Source organism: Variovorax sp. 350MFTsu5.1 (assembly GCF_048302515.1).
Taxonomy (GTDB): Bacteria; Pseudomonadota; Gammaproteobacteria; order Burkholderiales; family Burkholderiaceae_C; genus Variovorax; species Variovorax guangxiensis.
Window position 1 is genome coordinate 5464332 of record NZ_CP157620.1, and the last position, 20527, is coordinate 5484858.

The following is a 20527-nucleotide window of genomic DNA, read 5'->3' on the forward strand; positions in this document are numbered from 1 at the left end:
GCAGCTTGCCGAGGGCAACCCGGCATGCATAATCGACTCAGTTCAAAAATTGGGGTTTGATTATGCTCGACCGGGACGGCTTCAGGCCCAACGTCGGCATCATCCTGCTCAACCAGAGAAACCAGGTTTTCTGGGGCAAACGCATACGCACGCACTCCTGGCAGTTTCCGCAGGGCGGCATCGACCGCGGCGAAAGTCCCGAGCAGGCCATGTACCGGGAACTGCACGAGGAAGTGGGGCTCCACCCGGAGCATGTGCGCATCGTGGCCCGTACCCGCGACTGGTTGCGCTACGAGGTGCCGGATCGGTTCATTCGCCGTGACGCACGGGGCCACTACAAGGGCCAGAAACAAATCTGGTACTTGCTGCAACTCATCGGCCACGATTGGGATCTCAACCTGCGTGCAACCGACCATCCCGAATTCGACGCCTGGCGCTGGCATGACTACTGGGTGCCGCTCGACGTGGTCGTCGAGTTCAAGCGCGGCGTCTACGAGATGGCGCTCACCGAGCTCGCTCGCTACCTGCCCAGGCAGGATTTCCGCAACCGCTTCCTGCGCAGCAACGTGCGCGCCCGAGAATTCGAGCGCCACTCGCCGGACGCCGGGGCGCCGCCCGGACTCGATCTGCCGCCCGGCGGCAGCTTCGATCCGCATCCCGACATTCCTTCCGCGAGCAATGAACCTCCTGTCCAAGACAACAAGGCACCCCCGCCCCTTCCGACGCAACGCTGAGCGCGTCCTCCTGCTGGCCTGCTTCGGCATCCTCGCCGGATGCGCCTCGGGCCCCCACGACACCGACAACCCCGACTGGGCACAGGCCGGCCTGCCGCCCCCGCCCAAGCGGTACGAGACGGACAAGGAGTGGGAAGAAACGGCCACCCCGCCCCCGCCGGCCTTCAGCGAAAGCCGCCTGCTGCCGATCGAAATGCCGCCCTACATGAGTCTGAAGTTCGGCGTCGACCCGCAGACGATCACGATCACGGGCGACGGCATCGTCCGCTATGTGGTGGTGGCCCAGAACCGCAGCGGCGGCGCGACCAACGCCTTCTACGAGGGCATCCGCTGCTCCACGGCCGAGATGAAGAGCTACGCGCGCTACAACAACGGCAGTTGGCAGGACGTCGCGAAGCCCGAGTGGAAGAAGCTCGGCGACATGAACTCCAGCTACACGCGCAAGCTGGCCACGCAGGCCCTGTGCCGCGGCAACGCCCCGCGGCCGTCGGTGGGCGACATGGTCCAGAACATCCGCAATCCGGTACGGGAAGTGCAGTAGGCGATCCGCACCGAGGATAAAAAAACGGGGCCCGCGGGCCCCGTTTTGTTTCTCGCGGCCTCTCAGCCCGGCATCAGTACCATGTTGTCGCGGTGAACCATCTCCGGCTCCGCCACATAGCCCAGCAGGCGTTCGAACTCCGACGAGGGCTTGCGGCACAGCAGGCGCGCCTCCACGCTCGAGTAGTTGGCAAGGCCGCGGGCCAGCTCGACACCGTCGGCGTCGCGCACCGCGATCACGTCGCCGCGCGAGAACTCGCCCGAGACCCCGGTCATGCCGATCGGCAGCAGGCTCTTGCCCTCGGCCCGCACCTTGGCGGCCGCGCCCGCGTCGACCACGACGGAGCCGCGCAGCTGCAAATGGTCGGCCATCCAGCGCTTGCGGGCCTGGTGCTTGGCGGTCTGCGCCACCAGCAGCGTGCCGATGGATTCGCCCTTCGCCAGCCGCAGCAGCGCGTCGGCCTCGCGGCCCCAGGCGATGACCGTGGAGGCGCCCGAGCCGGCCGCGCGCTTGGCCGCGAGGATCTTGGTGATCATGCCGCCCTTGCCGATGCTCGAACCCGCGCCGCCGGCCATCGCCTCGAGCGCCGGGTCGCCGGCGGCGGCCTCGTGCACGAACCTCGCGTCGGGGTCCTTGCGCGGGTCGGCCGTGTACAGGCCCTTCTGGTCGGTGAGGATGACCAGCGCATCGGCCTCGACCAGGTTGGCCACGAGGGCGCCGAGCGTGTCGTTGTCGCCGAACTTGATCTCGTCGTTGACGACCGTGTCGTTCTCGTTGATGACCGGCACCACGCCCAGCTTGAGCAGCGTGACCAGCGTCGATCGGGCATTGAGATAGCGCTCGCGGTCGGCCAGGTCGGCGTGCGTCAGCAGCACCTGGGCGCTGCCGATCTCGTTCTCGCGCAGCTTGGTCTCGTACATCTGGGCCAGGCCCATCTGGCCGACCGCGGCAGCGGCCTGGAGCTCGTTGATCTCGTGCGGCCGGGTGCGCCAGCCAAGGCGCTTCATGCCTTCTGCGATCGCGCCGCTCGACACCATCACCACCTCGCGCCCGTCGCGCACCAGCGCGGCCAGTTGCCGGCACCACTCGCCGATGGCGGCCTCGTCGAGACCGCGCCCCTCGTTGGTCACGAGGCTGGAGCCCACCTTCACGACGATACGGCGGGCATCCCGCAAGGCAGTGGATCCGGAGTTCGAGGTCATTTTTGGAGGGAGTAACGGTCTTTGGATGCTGCTTGGGTTGGCTTGGCTGTCCTGCGGCCGGCAGCACCGGGCCGCGGATGCTGCTGCGGCAGGTGCCGCTCAGGAGCCTTCGGGAGGCAGGGGTACGAAACGCGGGTCGACCTCGACCGGCTCATGCTCGGCCACCTGCTCGGCCTTGACCTGCTGGTAGATGGCCTGCACCAGGTGCTCGCAGCCTTCGCGCGTGAGCGCCGAGATTTCGAACACCGGACCCTTGAAGCGCAGGCGCTTCACGAAGTCCTTGATGCGCGCGGCGCGCTCGTCGGCGGGCACCATGTCCAGCTTGTTCAGCACGAGCCAGCGCGGCTTTTCGTACAGGTCGGCGTCGTATTTCTTGAGTTCGCCCACGATGGCCTTGGCCTGCGCCACGGGGTCGACGCTGTCGTCGAACGGGGCCATGTCGACCACATGCAGCAGCAGGCGCGTGCGCTGCAGGTGCCGCAGGAAGAGATGACCGAGGCCGGCGCCTTCGGATGCGCCTTCGATCAGGCCGGGCAGGTCCGCCACGACGAAGCTCTGCTCGGGACCGACGCGCACCACTCCCAGGTTCGGGTGCAGCGTGGTGAAGGGGTAGTCCGCGATGCGCGGGCGGGCGTTCGAGATGGCGCTGATCAGCGTCGACTTGCCCGCATTCGGCATGCCGAGCAGGCCCACATCGGCCAACACCTTGAGTTCGAGCTTGAGGCTGCGCTTCTCGCCAGGCCAGCCGGGGGTTTTCTGGCGCGGGGCACGGTTGATCGCGCTCTTGAAGCGCATGTTGCCGAAGCCGCCGTCGCCGCCCTTGGCGATGGTGATGACCTCGCCGTCCTTCAGCAGTTCGAACAGCACTTCGCCGGTCTCGGCGTCGGAAATGATCGTTCCGACCGGCATCTTGAGCGTGATGTCGTCGCCGGCGGCGCCGAACATGTCGGAGCCCATGCCGTGCTCGCCGCGCTTGGCCTCGTGGCGGCGCGAATAGCGGAAGTCGACCAGGGTGTTGAGGTTGGAATCGGCCACCGCGTACACGTGGCCGCCGCGGCCGCCGTCTCCGCCGTTGGGGCCGCCGAATTCCTTGTACTTCTCATGACGGAACGACACGCAGCCGTTCCCGCCATCGCCCGCGGCGATGTCGATGAAGGCTTCGTCGACGAACTTCATGGGATGTCTAGTTTACAAATGAAGAGGCCCCGGCAATGCGGGGCCTCGGATGGTCGGGGCTGACTCGGGGCTTAAGCCGCGGGAGTCACGTTGACCGTGTGCTTGTTCAGCGCACCCTTGGTACCGAACGACACGTGGCCGTCGACCAGGGCGAACAGCGTGTGGTCCTTGCCCACGCCGACATTCACGCCGGGGTGGAACTGGGTACCACGCTGGCGCACGATGATCGAGCCTGCGCTGATCAGTTCGCCGCCGAAAGCCTTCACGCCGAGCATCTTGGGCTTGGAATCGCGCCCGTTTCGCGTTGAGCCGCCGCCTTTTTTCTGTGCCATGGAATCTGCTCCTGTGCCGTGTTAAGCGGCGATCGCGCCGATTTGCAGTTCGGTGAACTGCTGGCGATGGCCTTGACGTTTCTGATAGTGCTTGCGACGGCGCATCTTGAAGATGCGAACCTTGTCGTGCTTGCCGTGCGACAGTACCGTGACCGTCACCGTTGCACCGGACACCAGGGGCGTGCCAACCTTGATCTCAGCGCCGTTGCCGACTGCCAGAACCTGGTCGATCACGATTTCCTGGCCTACGTCCGCAGCAATCTGTTCTACTTTGATTTTCTCGCCGGAAGCAACGCGATACTGCTTGCCACCGGTTTTTATGACCGCGTACATGTAAACCTCTTAGAAATGAGTCTCCACGGCGAATTCCGCAGAGCCCAAGATTATAGCGCGGTTTGCGCCCACTAGCTACTCTTGGGCCGGAGCCCCATCGGCAAGCCGCTTCGGCTCCATATAATTTGCGCCTTCCGGCCCTGCACCTGCCTGGGTCCCCCACATACAACACTCAGCAGCGCCCCGCGCCTTCGCTTTGCCAGTTCCAGCCGCCGACACCTCCCCCACCGCCACCGTGCTGGACCTGATTGCCGGCGACATGGTCGAAGTCGACCGCGTGATCGCCCGCCGCCTCGACACCGGCGTGCCGCTGGTCAGCCAGGTTTCCCGGTACATCATCTCCGCTGGCGGCAAGCGCCTGCGACCGGCGCTCCTGCTGCTGATGTCGGGCGCGCTGGGCTACACCGGGGACCAGCGATTCAATCTGGCGGCCGTGGTGGAGTTCATCCATACGGCAACCCTGCTGCACGACGACGTGGTCGACGAGTCGACCCTGCGGCGCGGACGCGCAACGGCCAACGAATCGTTCGGCAACCCGGCCAGCGTGCTGGTCGGTGACTTCCTCTATTCGCGCGCGTTCCAGATGATGTTGGACGCCAACAACATGCGCGTGATGCAGATCCTGGCCGAAGCCACCAACATCATCGCCGAGGGCGAGGTGCTTCAGCTGATGAACATGCACGATGCATCGCTGGACGAAGCGGCCTATCTGCGCGTGATCCGCTCGAAGACGGCGAAGCTCTTCGAGGCGAGCACCCGCCTCGCGGCCGTGCTGGCGAATGCCACCCCAGAAATGGAAGAGGCCTGCGCAACCTACGGCCAGGCCTTGGGCACCGCCTTCCAGGTGATCGATGACGTCCTGGACTACACCGGCGACGCCAACGAAACCGGCAAGAATGTCGGCGACGACCTGCGCGAAGGCAAGACCACTCTGCCGCTCATCTTCGCGATGCAGCGAGGCACTCCGGCACAGAGCGCGCTCGTGCGCGCCGCCATCGAGGCCGGCGACACCACCCAGCTGGGCAAGGTCATCGAGATCGTTCAGGAAACCGGGGCCCTGGATGCCTCGCGCGCAGCGGCAGCAGCCGAGGCGCAGCGTGCGATTCATGCATTAAAAGATTTCCCGGCCAATTTGCACGCTTCAGGTTTGCTACAATTAGCGGCTCAGTTGCTTGAGCGACGTGCCTGAACACCTCTCCTGAGTTGGCATCTAGGACGACTTCTTCTTTCTTGCAACCATCGGGGTGTAGCTTAGCCTGGTAGAGCGCTACGTTCGGGACGTAGAGGCCGGAGGTTCGAATCCTCTCACCCCGACCAGCCTTTGGCTGGCAATAATGGACAAATGGCCAGCCTGTTGCTGTGTAGCGATTTACAGCACAGGACTGTTCAGCGATGATCGTGAAGCAAATTTTCACATCTTTTTCACTCGCTGAATGGCTGCAGCCGAACTTCCTGTTAAAGAACCTTCGCAAATTGCCCTACCCGGGCTTGCGCGCGCCCTGGTTTCGGCCGGCAAGCTGCCTGCCAGGGCAGCCGAGGACATCTATCAGAAGTCCATCAGCGCTCGCACGAGCTTCATTGCCGAACTGACCGGCTCCGGCGCCGTTTCCGCCGCGGACCTCGCCCACACCCTTTCCACCGCGTTCGGCGCACCGCTGCTCGATCTCGATGCCATCGATCCCCAGCGCCTGCCCAAGGACCTGCTCGACCAGAAGCTGTGCCATGCGTACCGCATCGTCGTGCTCAGCAAGCGCAACAACCGTCTGATTGTTGCGACAGCCGATCCTTCCGATCAGCAGGCCGCGGAAAAGATCAAGTTCGCCTCCCAGATGGGCGTCGACTGGGTCATCGCCGAATACGACAAGCTGTCGCGGATGATCGAAGCCGCCGCCGTCAGCGCGGCCGAGACCATCAACAGCATCGTCGGCAGCGAGTTCGAGTTCGACGACGTCGCGGCCGAGACCGCGAACGAGGGCAATGACCAGGCCATCGCCGAAGTCGAAGACGCGCCGGTCGTGCGCTTCCTTCACAAGATGCTGCTCGACGCCGTCAGCATGCGGGCATCCGACATCCACTTCGAGCCCTACGAGCACAACTACCGCGTCCGCTTCCGGGTCGACGGCGAGTTGCGCGAAGTCGCCAGCCCGCCCACGGTCATCAAGGACAAGCTGGCCTCGCGCATCAAGGTCATTTCCCGGCTCGACATCTCCGAGAAGCGCGTGCCGCAGGACGGCCGCATGAAGCTCAAGATCGGTCCCGACCGCGTGATCGACTTCCGCGTGAGCACGCTGCCCACGCTCTTCGGCGAGAAGATCGTGGTTCGTATCCTCGACCCGAGCAGCGCGCGCCTGGGCATCGACGCCCTGGGTTATGACGCTGACGAAAAGGCGCGGCTGCTGCATGCCATCGGCCGCCCGTACGGGATGGTGCTCGTCACCGGCCCCACCGGCTCGGGCAAGACGGTGTCGCTCTACACCTGCCTGAACCTCCTGAACCAGCCGGGCGTGAACATCGCGACGGCGGAAGACCCGTCGGAAATCAACCTGCCCGGCGTCAACCAGGTCAACGTCAACGAACGCGCGGGCCTGACCTTCGCAGCCGCGCTGCGCGCCTTCCTGCGCCAGGATCCCGACATCATCATGGTCGGCGAAATCCGCGACCTCGAAACCGCCGACATCTCGATCAAGGCAGCCCAGACCGGCCACCTGGTGCTCTCCACGCTGCACACCAACGATGCGCCGACCACGCTCACGCGGATGCGCAACATGGGCATCGCGCCGTTCAACATCGCGTCGAGCGTGATCCTGATCACTGCCCAGCGCCTCGCGCGGCGCCTGTGCACCGTCTGCAAGCTGCCGGCCGACATCCCGCGCGAAACGCTGCTCGAGGCAGGTTTCAAGGAAGAAGAGCTGGACGGCTCCTGGAAACCGTACCGCCCTGTCGGCTGCTCCGCCTGCAGCAGCGGCTACAAGGGCCGCGTGGGCATCTACCAGGTGATGCCGATCTCGGAAGCCATCCAGGAAATCATCCTGCGCGACGGCAGTGCGCTCGACATCGCCGCGCAGTCGGAAGCCGAGGGCGTGCGTTCGCTGCGCCAGTCGGGCCTGCGCAAGGTCATGCAGGGCCTCACTTCGCTCGAAGAAGTGGTGGCCTGCACCAACGAATAACGAACACACCGAATACCGGAGATCGAATGGCTACAGTGGCATCCTCCCGCACCCAGCCCACACACAAGGAATTTGTCTTCGAATGGGAAGGCAAGGACCGCAACGGCAAGCTGGTACGCGGCGAACTTCGTGCTGCCGGCGAAAACCAGGTGCAGGCCGCGCTGCGCCGCCAGGGCGTGCTCGCCTCCAAGATCAAGAAGCGCCGCATGCGCTCGGGCAAGGCGATCAAGCCGAAGGACATCGCGATCTTCACGCGCCAGCTGGCGACCATGATGAAGGCCGGCGTGCCGCTGATGCAGTCCTTCGATATCGTCGGGCGCGGCAATGCGAATGCGAGCGTGGCCAAGCTGCTCAACGACATCCGCAGCGACGTGGAAACCGGCACCTCGCTGTCGGCCGCCTTCCGCAAGTTTCCGAAGTACTTCGACAACCTCTACTGCAATCTGGTGGAGGCTGGCGAGGCGGCCGGTATTCTGGAAGAACTACTGGACCGGCTGGCCACCTACATGGAGAAGACCGAGGCGATCAAGTCGAAGATCAAGTCGGCTCTGATGTACCCCACTTCCGTGATCGTCGTGGCCTTCGTGGTGGTGGCCATCATCATGATCTTCGTGATCCCGGCGTTCAAAGAGGTATTCACGTCCTTCGGTGCTGACTTGCCTGCGCCTACGCTATTTGTGATGGGCATTAGCGAATTTTTCGTCTCTTATTGGTGGCTCATCTTCGGCGGCCTGGGCGGCGGCATCTACTTCTTTCTGCAGGCTTGGAAACGAAACGAACGCGTACAAAGGACCATGGACCGCCTTCTGCTGAGAATTCCGGTTTTCGGCGTACTGATCGAAAAGTCCTGCGTCGCCCGCTGGACCCGCACTCTGGCCACCATGTTCGCCGCCGGCGTCCCGCTGGTCGAAGCCCTCGACTCCGTGGGCGGCGCCTCCGGCAACACCGTCTACGGCGACGCCACCGCGAAGATCCAGCAGGAAGTCTCCACCGGCACCAGCCTCACGGCGGCCATGACCAACGTCAACCTGTTCCCGTCCATGGTGATCCAGATGACCGCCATCGGCGAGGAATCCGGCTCCATCGACCACATGCTGGGCAAGGCCGCAGACTTCTACGAATCCGAGGTGGACGACATGGTCGCGGGCCTCTCCAGCCTGATGGAGCCGATCATCATCGTGTTCCTCGGCACCATCATCGGCGGCATCGTGGTGTCGATGTACCTGCCCATCTTCAAGCTCGGCCAGGTCGTTTGATGCTGGTTTCGCGGGAATTCGACACCGTCTTCGCCGGTGTCCTGGGGCTATTGATCGGCAGCTTCATGAACGTCGTCATCTACCGCGTGCCGGTGATGATGTATCGCGAATGGCTTGCCGACGCCGTCGCCAATCTCATGTCGTCGAAGGATGCGCCCTCGCTGTGGTCACTGGCCTTCGGGCCGAAGGTCGCGGCGCCCGCCGGGCTGGAGGCCTCCGCCGACAAGGCGGCCGAGGCCGTCGAGAAGCAGCCCCCCTTCGACCTGATGCGCCCCGCGTCGCGCTGCGGCGCCTGCGGCCACGAGATCCGCTGGTACGAGAACATCCCCGTGCTGAGCTATGCCGCGCTGCGCGGACGTTGCTCGTCGTGCAAGACCCCGATCAGCCTTCGCTACCCGTTGGTCGAGCTGATCACCGGTGGCCTGTTCGCCCTGTGCGCCTGGCGTTTCGGCATCACGCCGGCGGGGGCGCTGTGGGCGGCGTTCGGGGCTTTGCTGGTCTGCCAGTTCCTGATCGACTTCGACACGCAGTTCCTGCCCGATTCGCTCAACTACCCGCTGCTCTGGCTCGGCCTGATCGGCGCGGCCATGGGCTGGACCGGCGTTTCGTTGAGCTCGGCCGTCTGGGGCGCGGTGTTCGGCTACCTGAGCCTCTGGCTTGTGTACCATGCCTTTCGCTTGGTCACGGGCAAGGAAGGCATGGGCTATGGAGACTTCAAACTGCTGGCCGCGCTGGGTGCATGGCTCGGGGCGGACTACCTCATCGCGATCATCCTCGTCTCTTCGCTGGTGGGCGCGGTGATCGGCATCTCTTTGCGCATCGCCGGCAAGCTGGCGCACAAGGACATTCCCATCGCCTTCGGCCCCTTCCTGGCCGGCGCGGGCCTCGTCTGCCTCGTGGCGGGCCCCGAAGTCGTGAGGCAGTGGATTCCGTTCGCCTTTCCCCTGGACGCGCTGATGCGCTGACCTCCGCATGGCAGTGCGGCGCATCGGCCTGACGGGCGGCATCGGCAGCGGCAAGAGCACGGTCGCGGGCCTCCTGGTGGCCCAGGGGGCGGTTCTCGTGGACACCGACGCCATCGCGCGCTCCATCGCGCAGCCGGGCGGCATCGCGATGCCGGCCCTGGAAGCCGCCTTCGGCCCGGGCGTCATCGACCCGGCCGGCGGCCTGGACCGTGCCGCGATGCGCCAGATCGTGTTCGCGGACGCCGGCGCCAAGGCCCGGCTCGAATCCATTCTCCACCCCCTGATCGGCGCCGAAACCCAGCGCCAGGCCGCGGCGGCAGGCGAGGATGCCGTCGTCGTGTTCGACGTTCCCCTGCTGGTCGAATCCGGCCGCTGGCGCGCGATCGTCGACCGGGTGCTGGTGGTCGACGCCACCGAGGAAACGCAGCTGAAACGCGTCGTCGCACGCTCGGGCTGGGCGCCCGAAGCGGTAAAGGCGGTGATCGCCCAGCAGGCTCCGCGCCGGGCCCGGCGGGCCGCCGCGGACGCGGTCATTTACAACGAGTCCCTGACCCTGGAGGAACTCGCTCAGCAGGTCCGGGGTTTCTGGGAACGGTGGGCTAAGTCAAGCACGCGATAATTTGGGGTTGACGCCGCGACGGCAAAAAGACGGTCACGTCAAACGGCGCATGCCCAAGCGCCCCTCACGATGCTTTTCAATTCGTACCCCTTCATCTTCGTTTTCTTCCCGCTGGTCCTGATCGGCTTCTTCCTGATCGGTGCGCGCAGCCCCCGGTCGGCGGCCGGGTTCCTGGCACTGGCTTCCCTCTTCTTCTACGGGTGGTGGAGCGTCAAGGCGCTGCCGCTCCTGCTGGGGTCGATCTGCGTCAACTACTGGTTCGGGCTGCGGCTCACGCCCTCCCCCAGCCGGGAGGACAAGTACCGCAAGACGCTGCTGATCATCGCCCTGGTGGTCAACCTGGGGGTGCTGGCGGTCTTCAAGTACGCCAACTTCTTCCTCGAGAACGTCGATGCCGGCCTGGCCGCCGCAGGGCTTCCGCAGATCGACCTGGTCCACATCGTCCTGCCGATCGGCATCTCGTTCTACACCTTCACCCAGATCGCCTTCCTGGTCGACTGCTGGCAGGGCAAGGTGCACGAGCGCAGCTTCATCCATTACGTGCTGTTCGTGACCTACTTCCCGCACCTGATCGCGGGCCCCGTGCTGCATCACGCGCAGATGATGCCGCAGTTCAACAGCCCGGCCACCTACAGGATCAACGCCAACAACATCGCGCTGGGCCTGGGCATCTTCGTCTTCGGCCTGGCCAAGAAGATGCTCATCGCCGACCCGCTGGGCCAGTACGCCGACATGATGTTCAAGGGCGTGCACGAAGGCGTGCTGCCCTCGCTGTACACGGCCTGGTTCGGGGTGCTGGCGTACACGCTGCAGATCTACTTCGACTTCTCGGGCTATTCCGACATGGCCGTGGGCCTCTCGCTGTGCGTGGGCGTGCAACTGCCGCTCAACTTCAGGTCGCCGTACAAGTCGACCAACATGATCGAGTTCTGGCGCCGCTGGCACATCTCGCTGTCGACCTTCCTGCGCGACTACCTCTACGTGCCGCTGGGCGGCAACCGAAAGGGTCCGACGCGGCGCTACATCAACCTGTTCCTGACGATGCTGCTGGGCGGCCTGTGGCACGGCGCCGCCTGGACCTTCGTGCTCTGGGGCGCGCTGCACGGCTTCTACCTGATGGTCAACCACTTCTGGAACGCCAAGGTGCGTCGCGGCAAGACCGAAACCACCTGGTACGGCCGCGTGGCCGGCTGGTTCCTCACCTTCCTGTGCGTGATGATCGCCTGGGTGGTCTTCCGCGCCGACAGCATGTCGGCCGCCATCGAGATCTACAAGGGCATGCTGGGCATGCACGGCGCGCCCGTGTCGGCCTTCAGCGAGTTCCGCGTGCCGTTCCGCAAGCCGGAATTCTTCCAGACGATCCTGGTCGGCCTCGTGATCTGCCTGGCGCTGCCGCCCACCATCACGCTCGACCGCTGGATTCCCGCCGTCGCCGGCCTGGCCGGGCGCCCGCGCCTGCAGCGCCTGGCGACCTGGGCCACCGGCCTGGGCTGCGTCTACCTGTTTGGCCTGTGCGTGTCGAAGTTCGGCAGCTACAGCCCCTTCCTCTATTTCCAGTTCTGACGACATGGAAGACACGAAATCTGCCAGGACCTGGCTTCGCATCTTCGCCGCGGGCTACCTGGTGTGCTGCGCCCTGCTGCTGGTCAGCCTCTTCACGCCCATCCCCTACGGCGACCTGACCCGCATCGGGCGCATCTCCGAGCGCGAATTCGGCTGGCACGAGCCGCCGCCGCCCATCCCGGACGCCGACGTCAAGACCTGGCCCATCAACGAATCCGACATCCTGGTGATCGGCGACAGCTTCTCGGTGCGCTACGCGTGGCAGTCGAAACTGGTGGGCGCGGGCTACAAGGTCACGACCACGCACTGGGACAACCTGGGCGGCGTGCTCTGCGACGACTTCTCGGGCTGGCTCCAGAAGTCGGGTTTCAAGGGCAAGGTCGTGATCGTCGAGAGCATCGAACGGCTGCTGTACGACCGCATCGAGAAATCGCAGTCGTGCAAGACCATGAAGCATGCCTTCAAGCCCACCCCGCCGCCTTTCGAGAACCCGTCCAGGCCGGCCCCGGGCTTCCAGCTCAACTGGGACGCCCAGTTGCTCAGCGGCTGGTTGACATACCAAAACACGAAGGAGATCCTGGCCTCCGACAGTTGGACCAACACGCCCGACCGCTGGGGCCCGCTGATCGACGCCCGCGTGGTGCCCGAGGGCTGCAAGCAGTTCAGCCATCGCGCCTGCAACAAGCTCCTGATGACCGCCGAGGACCGCGTCAATCCGGCGCTGACAGCCGAGTCCGCGAGCTTCATGAAGCGCTTCGAGAGCACTGCAGCACCCTACAAGGTGGTGTGGATGGTCGTGCCGAACAAGACCAGCGTGTATTTGCAACAAAACCATGCCGATGCGTTCCGGGCCGCGTTCAACCCGCAAAATATCGGACCGGACCTGTTCGCGCTGGCCGAGCAGAACCGCTTCAAGATGAAGGATCTTTTCCCTGCCAACGAGACCCACGTGTCGACCCGGGGTTACATTCTTTTCGGGCAGCGTATGCTGGAGGCTGTGCGCGAGGTGTTCCCGCCACCGGCCGCCAAGACGCAATGAGCCCGAACCCGACGTGAAAAACCGATACGCGTGATCCTCTACGAGTACCCCTTCAACGAGCGCATCCGCACGTACCTGCGGCTAGAGCACCTGTTTCGCCGCCTCGGCGAGCTGGTGCCGGCCGAATCCCCCCTGTCCCACCACTACGCCCTGGTCACGATCTTCGAGATCATGGACGTCGCCGCGCGCGCCGACCTCAAGGCCGACGTGCTGCGCGACCTGGACAAGCACAAGAACGTCTTCAACAGCTACCGGGGCAATCCGGCCATCGCCGAGACGGTGCTCGACCAGGTCATCGGCCAGCTCGAAGGCAATTTCGCCTCCCTCAACGGCGTGGCCGGCAAGGCGGGCCAGGCGCTGACCGAGAACGAGTGGCTCATGAGCATCCGCAGCCGCGCCGGCATTCCGGGCGGCACCTGCGAGTTCGACCTGCCCGCCTACTACGCCTGGCAGCACCGCCCGGCCGCCAGCCGCCGCGCCGACCTCGAACGCTGGTCGAACACGCTGTCGCCCCTGGCCTCGTCGATCTACCTGCTGCTCAAGCTGCTGCGCGACGCCGACGTGCCCTACAAGGTGATCGCGGTCAACGGCCAGTTCCAGCAGAACCTGCCCCAGGGCCGCAGCTTCCAGCTGCTGCGCCTGCGCATCGACCCCAAGCTGGGCCTGATCCCCGAAATCAGCGGCAACCGCCTCATGGTCTCGGTGCGCCTGATGCGCCACGACAAGGACGACCGCCTGCACCAGAGCTCGGAAGACGCCCCGTTCGAGCTCACCCTTTGCGCATGACGACCGAGGTGAACAGCAAGGGCGAGCGCATCGTGCGCTGCCCCACTTGCGGCGGCGAGAGCGTCTATGCGCCGAGCAACGCCTACCGGCCCTTCTGCAGCGCGCGCTGCAAAGGCATCGACCTGGGCGCCTGGGCCAGCGAGGAATTCCGCATGCCCGCCGAAGCGCCGCCGGACGACGAGCCTTTCGGCGATCCCAAGATCCAGTAGGTCGGCAGGAAAAGCCGCTTACTTGCCGACGGCGCCTTCATCCAGCAGCGCCGGATCGATGTACGTCGCGAAGCTTCGCGCATAGCGCGGCCGAAGATGGCCGATGTCCTTGTAGGCTGGCGAACCGTCGTCCGGCATGCTGCGGATGCACTCGCCATCCGCGCACAGGCTGGCGAAAGGCTCGATGACCCTGGCGCCATTGGCCTGCGCCACCTGCTTCAGCCGCGCGTTGAACTGCGCCTGGTCCTGCGGCATCGGCGCCTTGAGCTGACCCGACTCCGCCGTCATGCGCCCCAGGCGGCTGCCCTCGATCTGCCGCAGCGGATCGAAATCCATGCCCACCGGATTGCCCAGCACCAGGTAGACCGGCTTGTGCGCCGACAGCCGCTTCAGCACCTCGCCCAGCGAATTGAGCGACTGATCGATGCCGTCGCCGCCGATGAACGGATGCACGGCCTTCCGGTCGTCGACGAAGTAGTTCACCGTCGGGCCGGCACCGGTGAAGTAGCAGCTCCAGCACGCTCCCAGCACGACCGAGTCGATTTCGGGCTTGAGCGCCAGGTCGAGCACTGCGGTGCGCCGCTCGTCGCAGCCGGTGTCGGGGCCGCTGAACAGGCCCGGCACCGGCGGGCACGAGCCCTTGGTCGCGAAGTAGATGGTGCGTGCCTTGTCGGGCTGCGTGCGCACCAGCTCGAGCGCGCGCGGCGCGTACTGCTCGACGTGGCTGTCGCCGATCAGCAGCACGTTGTGCTTGCCGTTGCCAGCGCGGTAGACGAACTGGTTGCCCAGCGCGGCCTCCTCGAAGCCGTCGTAGTAGTTGTCCTCGCGCGTCGCATCGGCCACCGCCTGCAGGGCCGGGCTGTCGTGGCGAGGCATGGGCGTGCCCAGGAAAACAAGAACACCGGCCAGCGCCAGCGCCGCGCCCGCACCCGCCAGCCCGCGCAGGACGGCCTGCGAGAGGTGCAGCTTCACGAAGCGCTCGAGGAAGCGATACGTGGCCCACGCCAGCACGACCGACGCCGCCACCAGCACGATGCGCAGCTGCAGCGGCGGCTCGCTGCCGGTCACGATGCGCGCGTAGGACAGCAGCGGCCAGTGCCAGAGGTACAGCGGATAGCTGATGAGGCCGATCCACACCATCACCCGGTTCGACAGCAGGTACCTGTTGAGCACCCCGCCCGGCCCTGCCGCGATGCAGCTCGCCGCGCCCAGCACCGGCAGCAGCGCCCACCAGCCCGGAAACGCCTTGGTGCTGCGCGTCATGAAGAGGCCGAGCACGATCAGCGCGATGCCGACGATCGACTGCAGGTGCTTCTTCCACGCGCGGGCGGTAGCGGCGCCTTGTGCAACTGACTGCAATTGCATGACCGCCAGCAACCCGCCCGCCATCAGCTCCCACGCGCGCGACAGCGGCGAATAGAAAGCCGCCGCCCGGTGCGCCTGCACCGTCAGCACATTGACCAGGAACGAGATCACGGCCACCGCCAGCACCACGCGCAGCATCGGCCAGCGCCTGCGCCATGCCAGCCCCAGCATCAGCGGCCAGAAGATGTAGAACTGCTCCTCGATGCCCAGCGACCACAGGTGCAGCAGCGGCTTGGTCTCGGCCGAGGCGTCGAAGTAGCCGGCCTCGCCCAGGAAGACGAGGTTGGCGAAGAAGGCGGCGCCGCCCGTGGTCTGCTTGCCCAGCTGCGAGAACTCGCCCGGCAGCAGCACATACCAGCCGAAGGCCAGCGTCGCCAGCAGCACCAGCACCAGCGCCGGGAAGATCCGCCGGATGCGCCGCGCGTAGAAGTCGCGGTAGCTGAAGTCGCCCGCCGCCAGACTCTGCAAAAGGATGGTCGTGATCAGGAAGCCCGAGATCACGAAGAAGATGTCGACCCCGATGAAGCCGCCCGGCAGCAGGCTCGGGAAGGCGTGGTACGCCAGCACCGAGCCCACCGCGATGGCGCGCAGGCCGTCGATGTCCGGGCGGTACTTGGGATGCATGGGCGCTTGCTCTTCTTCGATTTGTCGGTCGGTCGGCTGGCAAACGGCCGCTCAGCGCGACGGCTGCTGCGCCGGGGCGCTGCGCACGGTCCGGTCGAAGTAGCTCGCCTCTTCGCGCGTGTAGCGCGGACGCAGGTGGTCGGCGTCCTTGTACGCGGGCGCGCCGTCGGGCAGCGTGACCAGGCAATGGGCGCCGTCCTTGCACAGCACAGCCATCGCATCGATGGGCTGCGCGCCGCTCGCCTCGGCGATGGCGCGCAGCCTGTCGTTGAGCGCCTTCTGGTCGGCCGGCAGCGGCACCGTCGGCGAGGAGGTCATCGCCTCCATGTGCGTGAGGCGGCTGCCTTCGATCAGGCGCTTGGGCGTGAACTCGGGGCCGCCGGGGTTGTCGAGCAGCAGGAAGACCTTCTTGTGCCGTGCCAGCTCGCGCAGCGTGGCCTCCAGCGAGGCCAGCGAGCGCTCGATGCCGTCGCCGCCCTGGAACGGATGGACCTGGTTGTCGGGGCCGCGGAAGTAGTACTCCAGCGCCCCGTGGCCGACGAAGTAGCAGTTCCAGCAGCCGCCGATCACCACCGAGTCGACCTCGGGCGTCAGGGCATAAGCCAGCATCGCGTCGCGCCGCTCGGCGCAGCCGATGTTCTTGTCGGCCTGCACGCCCGGCACCGCGGGGCAGGCGCCCTGGGTGACGAACCAGGCGGACTTGTCGGGCATCGACAGCGTGCGGGACAGCTCCATGATGCGCGGCGCGTACTGCTGCACGTGGCTGTCGCCCACGAAGAGCACGCGCTTGGGGCCGCTTCCGGTCTTGTAGACCAGCTGCTCGCCGATCTGGTCGAGCTTGAAGCCGGCGTAGTAGTCGGCGTCCAGCGTGGCGTTGGCGACGACCTGCAGCCGGTCGCTGTCGTTGCGGGGGCCGGGCACACCGAAGAAGATCGCGGTGCCCAGCGCGGCAATCAGCACCATGCCACCGCCCAGCGCCTTGAGGATCCCCGTGCCGGGACGGCTTCTCGTGTAGCGTTCGACGAAGCGGTACGTGGCCCATGCCAGCAGTACGGCGGCCACCATCGCGCCCGCGCGGTAGACCGGCGATGGATGCAGAGGATCGGCCTCCACGATGCGCACGAAGGCCAGCAGCGGCCAGTGCCACAGGTACAGCGGATAGCTGATGAGCCCGATCCACACCATCACCCGGTTCGACAGCAGGTACTTGTTGAGCACGCCGTTCGGCCCGGCGGCGATGCAGCTCACCGCGCCCAGCGTAGGCAGCAGCGCCCACCAGCCCGGGAAGGACTTGTTGCTGCGGATCATCACCAGCCCGAGCACGATCAGCCCCACGCCCAGCACCGACTGCAGGTGGCTGCGCCACGCGCTCGGCGCCGGCGGCTTCAGCCGCATGCAGGCCAGGATGCCGCCCACCATCAGCTCCCAGAAACGGGAAGCCGGCGAGTAGAACGACGCCGCCGGCAGCGGATGCACCGTGGTCACGTTCACCAGGAACGAGACCGCCGCCACCGCCAGCACCACGCGCACGATCGGCCAGCCCTTGCGCCAGGCGAGCCCCAGCAGCAGCGGCCAGAAGATGTAGAACTGCTCCTCGATGCCCAGCGACCACAGGTGCAGCAGCGGCTTGGTCTCGGCGGCCGTGTCGAAGTAGCCCGACTCGCCCCAGAACACGAAGTTGGCGACGAAGGCCGCGCCGCCCACGGTCTGCTTGCCGAGCTCGGCGAACTCGTCGGACAGCAGCAGGTACCAGCCCGCGCAGAGCGTGGCGAACAGCACCACGATCAGCGCCGGGAAGATCCGCCGGATGCGCCGCGCGTAGAAGTCGCGGTAGCTGAAGTCGCCCGCCGCGAGGCTCTGGAGAATGATGGTCGTGATCAGGAAGCCCGAGATCACGAAGAAGATGTCGACGCCGACGAAACCGCCCATCAGCGCCGTCGGGAACGCGTGGTAGACCAGTACCGAGCCCACGGCGATTGCCCGCAGGCCGTCGATGTCCGGACGGTACTTGGGATGCATCAAGCGATCAGCTGGCCTGCTGCGCGTCGGCAGGCGCGACCACCGGCGGCGCCACGAACGGCAGGCCGCGCTCTTGCGACAGCCACTGCAGCACCGGGAACGCGCCCGGCAGCACCGGCGCCACGTCCAGCGGCAGCTGCTGCCAGGCCATGCGCTGGCCTTCGCGCATCTCGAATTCGCCGCTCCAGGCCGTGACCTTGCACCAGTGCAGGCGCACCAGCGCGTGCGGGTAGTCGTGCTCGGTCACCTTCCAGACCTCGGCGCCGTCGATGGTGATGCCGAGCTCTTCCTGAAGCTCGCGCCGCAGCGCCTGTTCGACCGTCTCGCCCGCCTCGATCTTGCCGCCGGGAAACTCCCAGAAGCCCGCGTAGGCCTTGCCCTCGGGCCGCGTCGAAAGCAGCAGCGCGCCGTCGGACATGCGGATCAGCACGCCGACCGCGACTTCCGTGTGCTTGCGGGTCTGTTCGCTCACGCCTTGCTCCGCCCCGCGTAGTCGCGCGCGAACTGGTAGGCCACGCGGCCGCTGCGCGAGCCGCGCTCCAGCGCCCACACGAGCGCCTCGGGCCGCGCCGCCGCGATGGTGGCCTCGTCCATGCCGAACGACGAGAGCCACTGGCCCACGATCGTCAGGTATTCGTTCTGGCTGAAGGGATAGAAGCTCACCCAGAGGCCGAAGCGCTCCGACAGCGAGATCTTTTCCTCGATCACCTCGCCGGGGTGGACTTCGCCATCCTCGGTGTGGGTGTACGACAGGTTGTCCTTCATGTACTCGGGCAGCAGGTGGCGCCGGTTGCTGGTCGCGTAGATCAGCACATTGGGCGTCGATGCCGCGATGGAGCCGTCGAGGATCGACTTCAGCGCCTTGTAGCCCGGCTCGCCCTCGTCGAAGCTCAGGTCGTCGCTGAACACGATGAATTTCTCGGGCCGCTGCGACACCACCTCGACGATGTCGGGCAGGTCGGTGAGCTCGGCCTTGTCCACCTCGATCAGGCGCAGCCCTTGCGGCGCGTAGGTCTGCAGGCAGGCGCGAATGAGCGACGACTTGCCCGTGCCGCGCGCGCCCGTCAGCAGCACGTTGTTGGCTGGCTTGCCTTCGACGAACTGCTGCGTGTTGCGCGCGATCTTTTCCTTCTGGACGTCGATTTCCTTCAGCGAATCGAGCGACATCGCCGCCACGTGCTTCACCGGCTCCAGCACGCCGTGGCCCGAGCTGCGGCGGCGGTAGCGCCAGGCGATGGACGCGTTCCAGTCGGCCGGCTCGGCCAGCGGCTGCGGAAGGATCGATTCGATGCGCCCGATGAGCTGTTCGGCTCGCTCGATCAGCCTCTGGAACTGCTCATTCATGACCGGTAATCGGCGTTGATCGTCACGTATTCGTGGCTGAAGTCGCAGGTCCACACCGTCTCGCTGGCATTGCCGCGGCCCAGGCCGATGCGCACCGTGATTTCGCTCTGCTTCATCACGCGCTGGCCGTCTTCCTCGCGGTAGGACGGGTTGCGCCCGCCCTTGACCGCCACATGGACGTCGTCGAGGAACAGGTCGATGCCGGTCTGGTCGAGGTCGGCGATGCCCGCATAGCCCACGGCCGCCAGGATGCGGCCCAGGTTCGGGTCGCTGGCGTAGAAGGCCGTCTTGACCAGCGGCGAGTGCGCCACGGCGTACGCCACCTGCTTGCACTCGGCAGCGTCGCGGCCGCCTTCGACCTGGACGGTGATGAACTTGGTCGCCCCCTCGCCGTCGCGCACGATGGCCTGCGCTAGCTGGCGCGCCACCTCCTGCATCGCGGCCACCAGCGCCTTGCCCTCGGCCGAGTCGAGCGAAGTGATGGTCGCGTGCGCGGCCTTCTGCGTGGCGATGACCACGAACGAGTCGTTCGTCGAGGTGTCGCCGTCGATGGTCACGCGGTTGAACGAGGCATCGGCCAGCTGCCTGGCCAGCGGCTGGATCAGCGAGGGGTCGATCTTCGCGTCCGTCGCCAGGAAGCCCAGCATGGTCGCCATGTTCGGGCGGATCATGCCGGCGCCCTTGCTGATGCCGGTGATGGTGACGGTGGCGCCGCCGACCTGCACCCGTTGGCTGAACGCCTTGGGAATCGTGTCGGTGGTCATGATGCCCTCGGCCGCGCGCGCCCAGTTGTCCTCCCTGGCGTCTGCCAGGGCGGCGGGAAGGCCGGCCTCGATGCGGTCGACGGGCAGCGGCTCCATGATCACGCCGGTGGAGAACGGCAGGATCTGCTCGGGCGAGATCTCCAGCTTGCGCGCCAGCGCGATGCAGGTGGAGCGCGTGCGCATCAGCCCGTCTTCGCCGGTGCCCGCATTGGCATTGCCGGTGTTGATGACCATCGCCCGGATGCCGTGGTTAGCGGCCAGGTGCTCGCGGCAGACCTGCACCGGCGCGGCGCAGAAGCGGTTCTGCGTGAACACGCCGCCGACGGCCGAACCTTCGTCGATCAGCACGACCGTCAGGTCCTTGCGATTGGCCTTGCGCACACCCGCCTCGGCCACGCCGATGCGGACGCCGGGCACCGCGAACAAGGCGGCAGGATCAGGGGCAGACAGGTTCACGGGCATGGCACTTATTCCTTCTTGCGTATCAAT

The 20527-nt window shown here is 66.1% G+C and carries 20 protein-coding genes and 1 tRNA gene; 12 read left to right on the plus strand and 9 right to left on the minus strand.

Going from position 1 to position 20527, the window contains the following annotated elements; translation table 11 throughout:
- Positions 1–62: 62 nt before the first annotated feature.
- The gene (locus ABL843_RS24855; protein WP_126024797.1) at positions 63–734 is read left to right on the plus strand and encodes an RNA pyrophosphohydrolase; all 672 of its coding nucleotides are present in this window, start codon (positions 63–65) and stop codon (positions 732–734) included.
- The gene (locus ABL843_RS24860) at positions 679–1275 is read left to right on the plus strand and encodes a CNP1-like family protein (RefSeq protein WP_184642158.1); all 597 of its coding nucleotides are present in this window, start codon (positions 679–681) and stop codon (positions 1273–1275) included. Before ABL843_RS24855 ends, ABL843_RS24860 begins: the two co-directional genes overlap by 56 nt.
- Before the next feature lie 62 nt (positions 1276–1337).
- Here the strand turns inward: ABL843_RS24860 and proB are convergent, their stop codons facing one another.
- The 4 genes from proB to rplU all read right to left on the minus strand — a co-directional run bounded on the left by proB (position 1338) and on the right by rplU (position 4318).
- Complete coding sequence (gene proB, locus ABL843_RS24865; RefSeq protein ID WP_418117674.1) at positions 1338–2477, minus strand: glutamate 5-kinase; 1140 nt, start codon at positions 2475–2477, stop codon at positions 1338–1340.
- 99 nt (positions 2478–2576) lie between these two features.
- Positions 2577–3653, minus strand: a complete 1077-nt coding sequence (gene cgtA, locus ABL843_RS24870; RefSeq protein ID WP_418117675.1) for an Obg family GTPase CgtA — start codon at positions 3651–3653, stop codon at positions 2577–2579.
- Between the two features lie 71 nt (positions 3654–3724).
- The gene (gene rpmA / locus ABL843_RS24875; protein WP_093057448.1) at positions 3725–3985 is read right to left on the minus strand and encodes a 50S ribosomal protein L27; all 261 of its coding nucleotides are present in this window, start codon (positions 3983–3985) and stop codon (positions 3725–3727) included.
- A gap of 21 nt (positions 3986–4006) precedes the next feature.
- Positions 4007–4318, minus strand: a complete 312-nt coding sequence (rplU, locus tag ABL843_RS24880; RefSeq protein WP_019656543.1) for a 50S ribosomal protein L21 — start codon at positions 4316–4318, stop codon at positions 4007–4009.
- 196 nt (positions 4319–4514) lie between these two features.
- Here rplU and ABL843_RS24885 point away from each other — a divergent pair, with 196 nt between their 5' ends.
- The 10 genes from ABL843_RS24885 to ABL843_RS24930 all read left to right on the plus strand — a co-directional run bounded on the left by ABL843_RS24885 (position 4515) and on the right by ABL843_RS24930 (position 13922).
- Positions 4515–5507 (plus strand): polyprenyl synthetase family protein, encoded by a 993-nt coding sequence (locus ABL843_RS24885; protein WP_126024680.1) that lies wholly within the window; start codon positions 4515–4517, stop codon positions 5505–5507.
- A 51-nt stretch (positions 5508–5558) separates the two neighbouring features.
- Positions 5559–5635, plus strand: a tRNA-Pro gene (locus ABL843_RS24890).
- Between the two features lie 116 nt (positions 5636–5751).
- Positions 5752–7485: a type IV-A pilus assembly ATPase PilB gene (pilB, locus tag ABL843_RS24895; protein ID WP_126024679.1), complete on the plus strand. Its 1734-nt coding sequence runs from the start codon at positions 5752–5754 to the stop codon at positions 7483–7485.
- A gap of 26 nt (positions 7486–7511) precedes the next feature.
- Positions 7512–8741 carry a type II secretion system F family protein gene (locus tag ABL843_RS24900; RefSeq protein WP_418117676.1) on the plus strand — a complete coding sequence of 410 codons (1230 nt, stop codon included), beginning with the start codon at positions 7512–7514 and terminating at the stop codon, positions 8739–8741.
- Positions 8741–9706 (plus strand): prepilin peptidase, encoded by a 966-nt coding sequence (locus ABL843_RS24905; protein ID WP_418117677.1) that lies wholly within the window; start codon positions 8741–8743, stop codon positions 9704–9706. Before ABL843_RS24900 ends, ABL843_RS24905 begins: the two co-directional genes overlap by 1 nt.
- 7 nt (positions 9707–9713) lie before the next feature.
- Positions 9714–10325, plus strand: coding sequence for a dephospho-CoA kinase (gene coaE / locus ABL843_RS24910; protein WP_418117678.1), 612 nt, complete (start codon positions 9714–9716; stop codon positions 10323–10325).
- Between the two features lie 69 nt (positions 10326–10394).
- Positions 10395–11888, plus strand: a complete 1494-nt coding sequence (locus tag ABL843_RS24915) for an MBOAT family O-acyltransferase (protein ID WP_126024676.1) — start codon at positions 10395–10397, stop codon at positions 11886–11888.
- A 4-nt stretch (positions 11889–11892) separates the two neighbouring features.
- A complete protein-coding gene (locus ABL843_RS24920) occupies positions 11893–12927 on the plus strand; it encodes a hypothetical protein (RefSeq protein WP_418117679.1) in 1035 nt (344 codons plus the stop codon).
- A 30-nt stretch (positions 12928–12957) separates the two neighbouring features.
- Positions 12958–13713, plus strand: a complete 756-nt coding sequence (zapD, locus tag ABL843_RS24925; protein WP_418117680.1) for a cell division protein ZapD — start codon at positions 12958–12960, stop codon at positions 13711–13713.
- Positions 13710–13922, plus strand: coding sequence for a DNA gyrase inhibitor YacG (locus tag ABL843_RS24930; RefSeq protein ID WP_184642167.1), 213 nt, complete (start codon positions 13710–13712; stop codon positions 13920–13922). The genes zapD and ABL843_RS24930 overlap by 4 nt, the downstream gene beginning before the upstream one ends.
- 18 nt (positions 13923–13940) lie before the next feature.
- Here the strand turns inward: ABL843_RS24930 and ABL843_RS24935 are convergent, their stop codons facing one another.
- From ABL843_RS24935 to argJ, 5 genes are read right to left on the minus strand one after another with little or no spacing between them, the layout of a single operon-like run.
- Positions 13941–15911, minus strand: coding sequence for an acyltransferase family protein (locus tag ABL843_RS24935; RefSeq protein WP_418117681.1), 1971 nt, complete (start codon positions 15909–15911; stop codon positions 13941–13943).
- Positions 15912–15962: 51 nt separating this feature from the next.
- A complete protein-coding gene (locus ABL843_RS24940; RefSeq protein WP_418120511.1) occupies positions 15963–17930 on the minus strand; it encodes an acyltransferase family protein in 1968 nt (655 codons plus the stop codon).
- 7 nt (positions 17931–17937) lie between these two features.
- Complete coding sequence (locus tag ABL843_RS24945; protein ID WP_418120512.1) at positions 17938–18348, minus strand: NUDIX domain-containing protein; 411 nt, start codon at positions 18346–18348, stop codon at positions 17938–17940.
- Between the two features lie 50 nt (positions 18349–18398).
- Complete coding sequence (locus ABL843_RS24950) at positions 18399–19274, minus strand: ATP-binding protein (protein WP_369660995.1); 876 nt, start codon at positions 19272–19274, stop codon at positions 18399–18401.
- Positions 19271–20500, minus strand: coding sequence for a bifunctional glutamate N-acetyltransferase/amino-acid acetyltransferase ArgJ (argJ, locus tag ABL843_RS24955; protein ID WP_418117682.1), 1230 nt, complete (start codon positions 20498–20500; stop codon positions 19271–19273). Before argJ ends, ABL843_RS24950 begins: the two co-directional genes overlap by 4 nt.
- Positions 20501–20527: the final 27 nt, after the last annotated feature.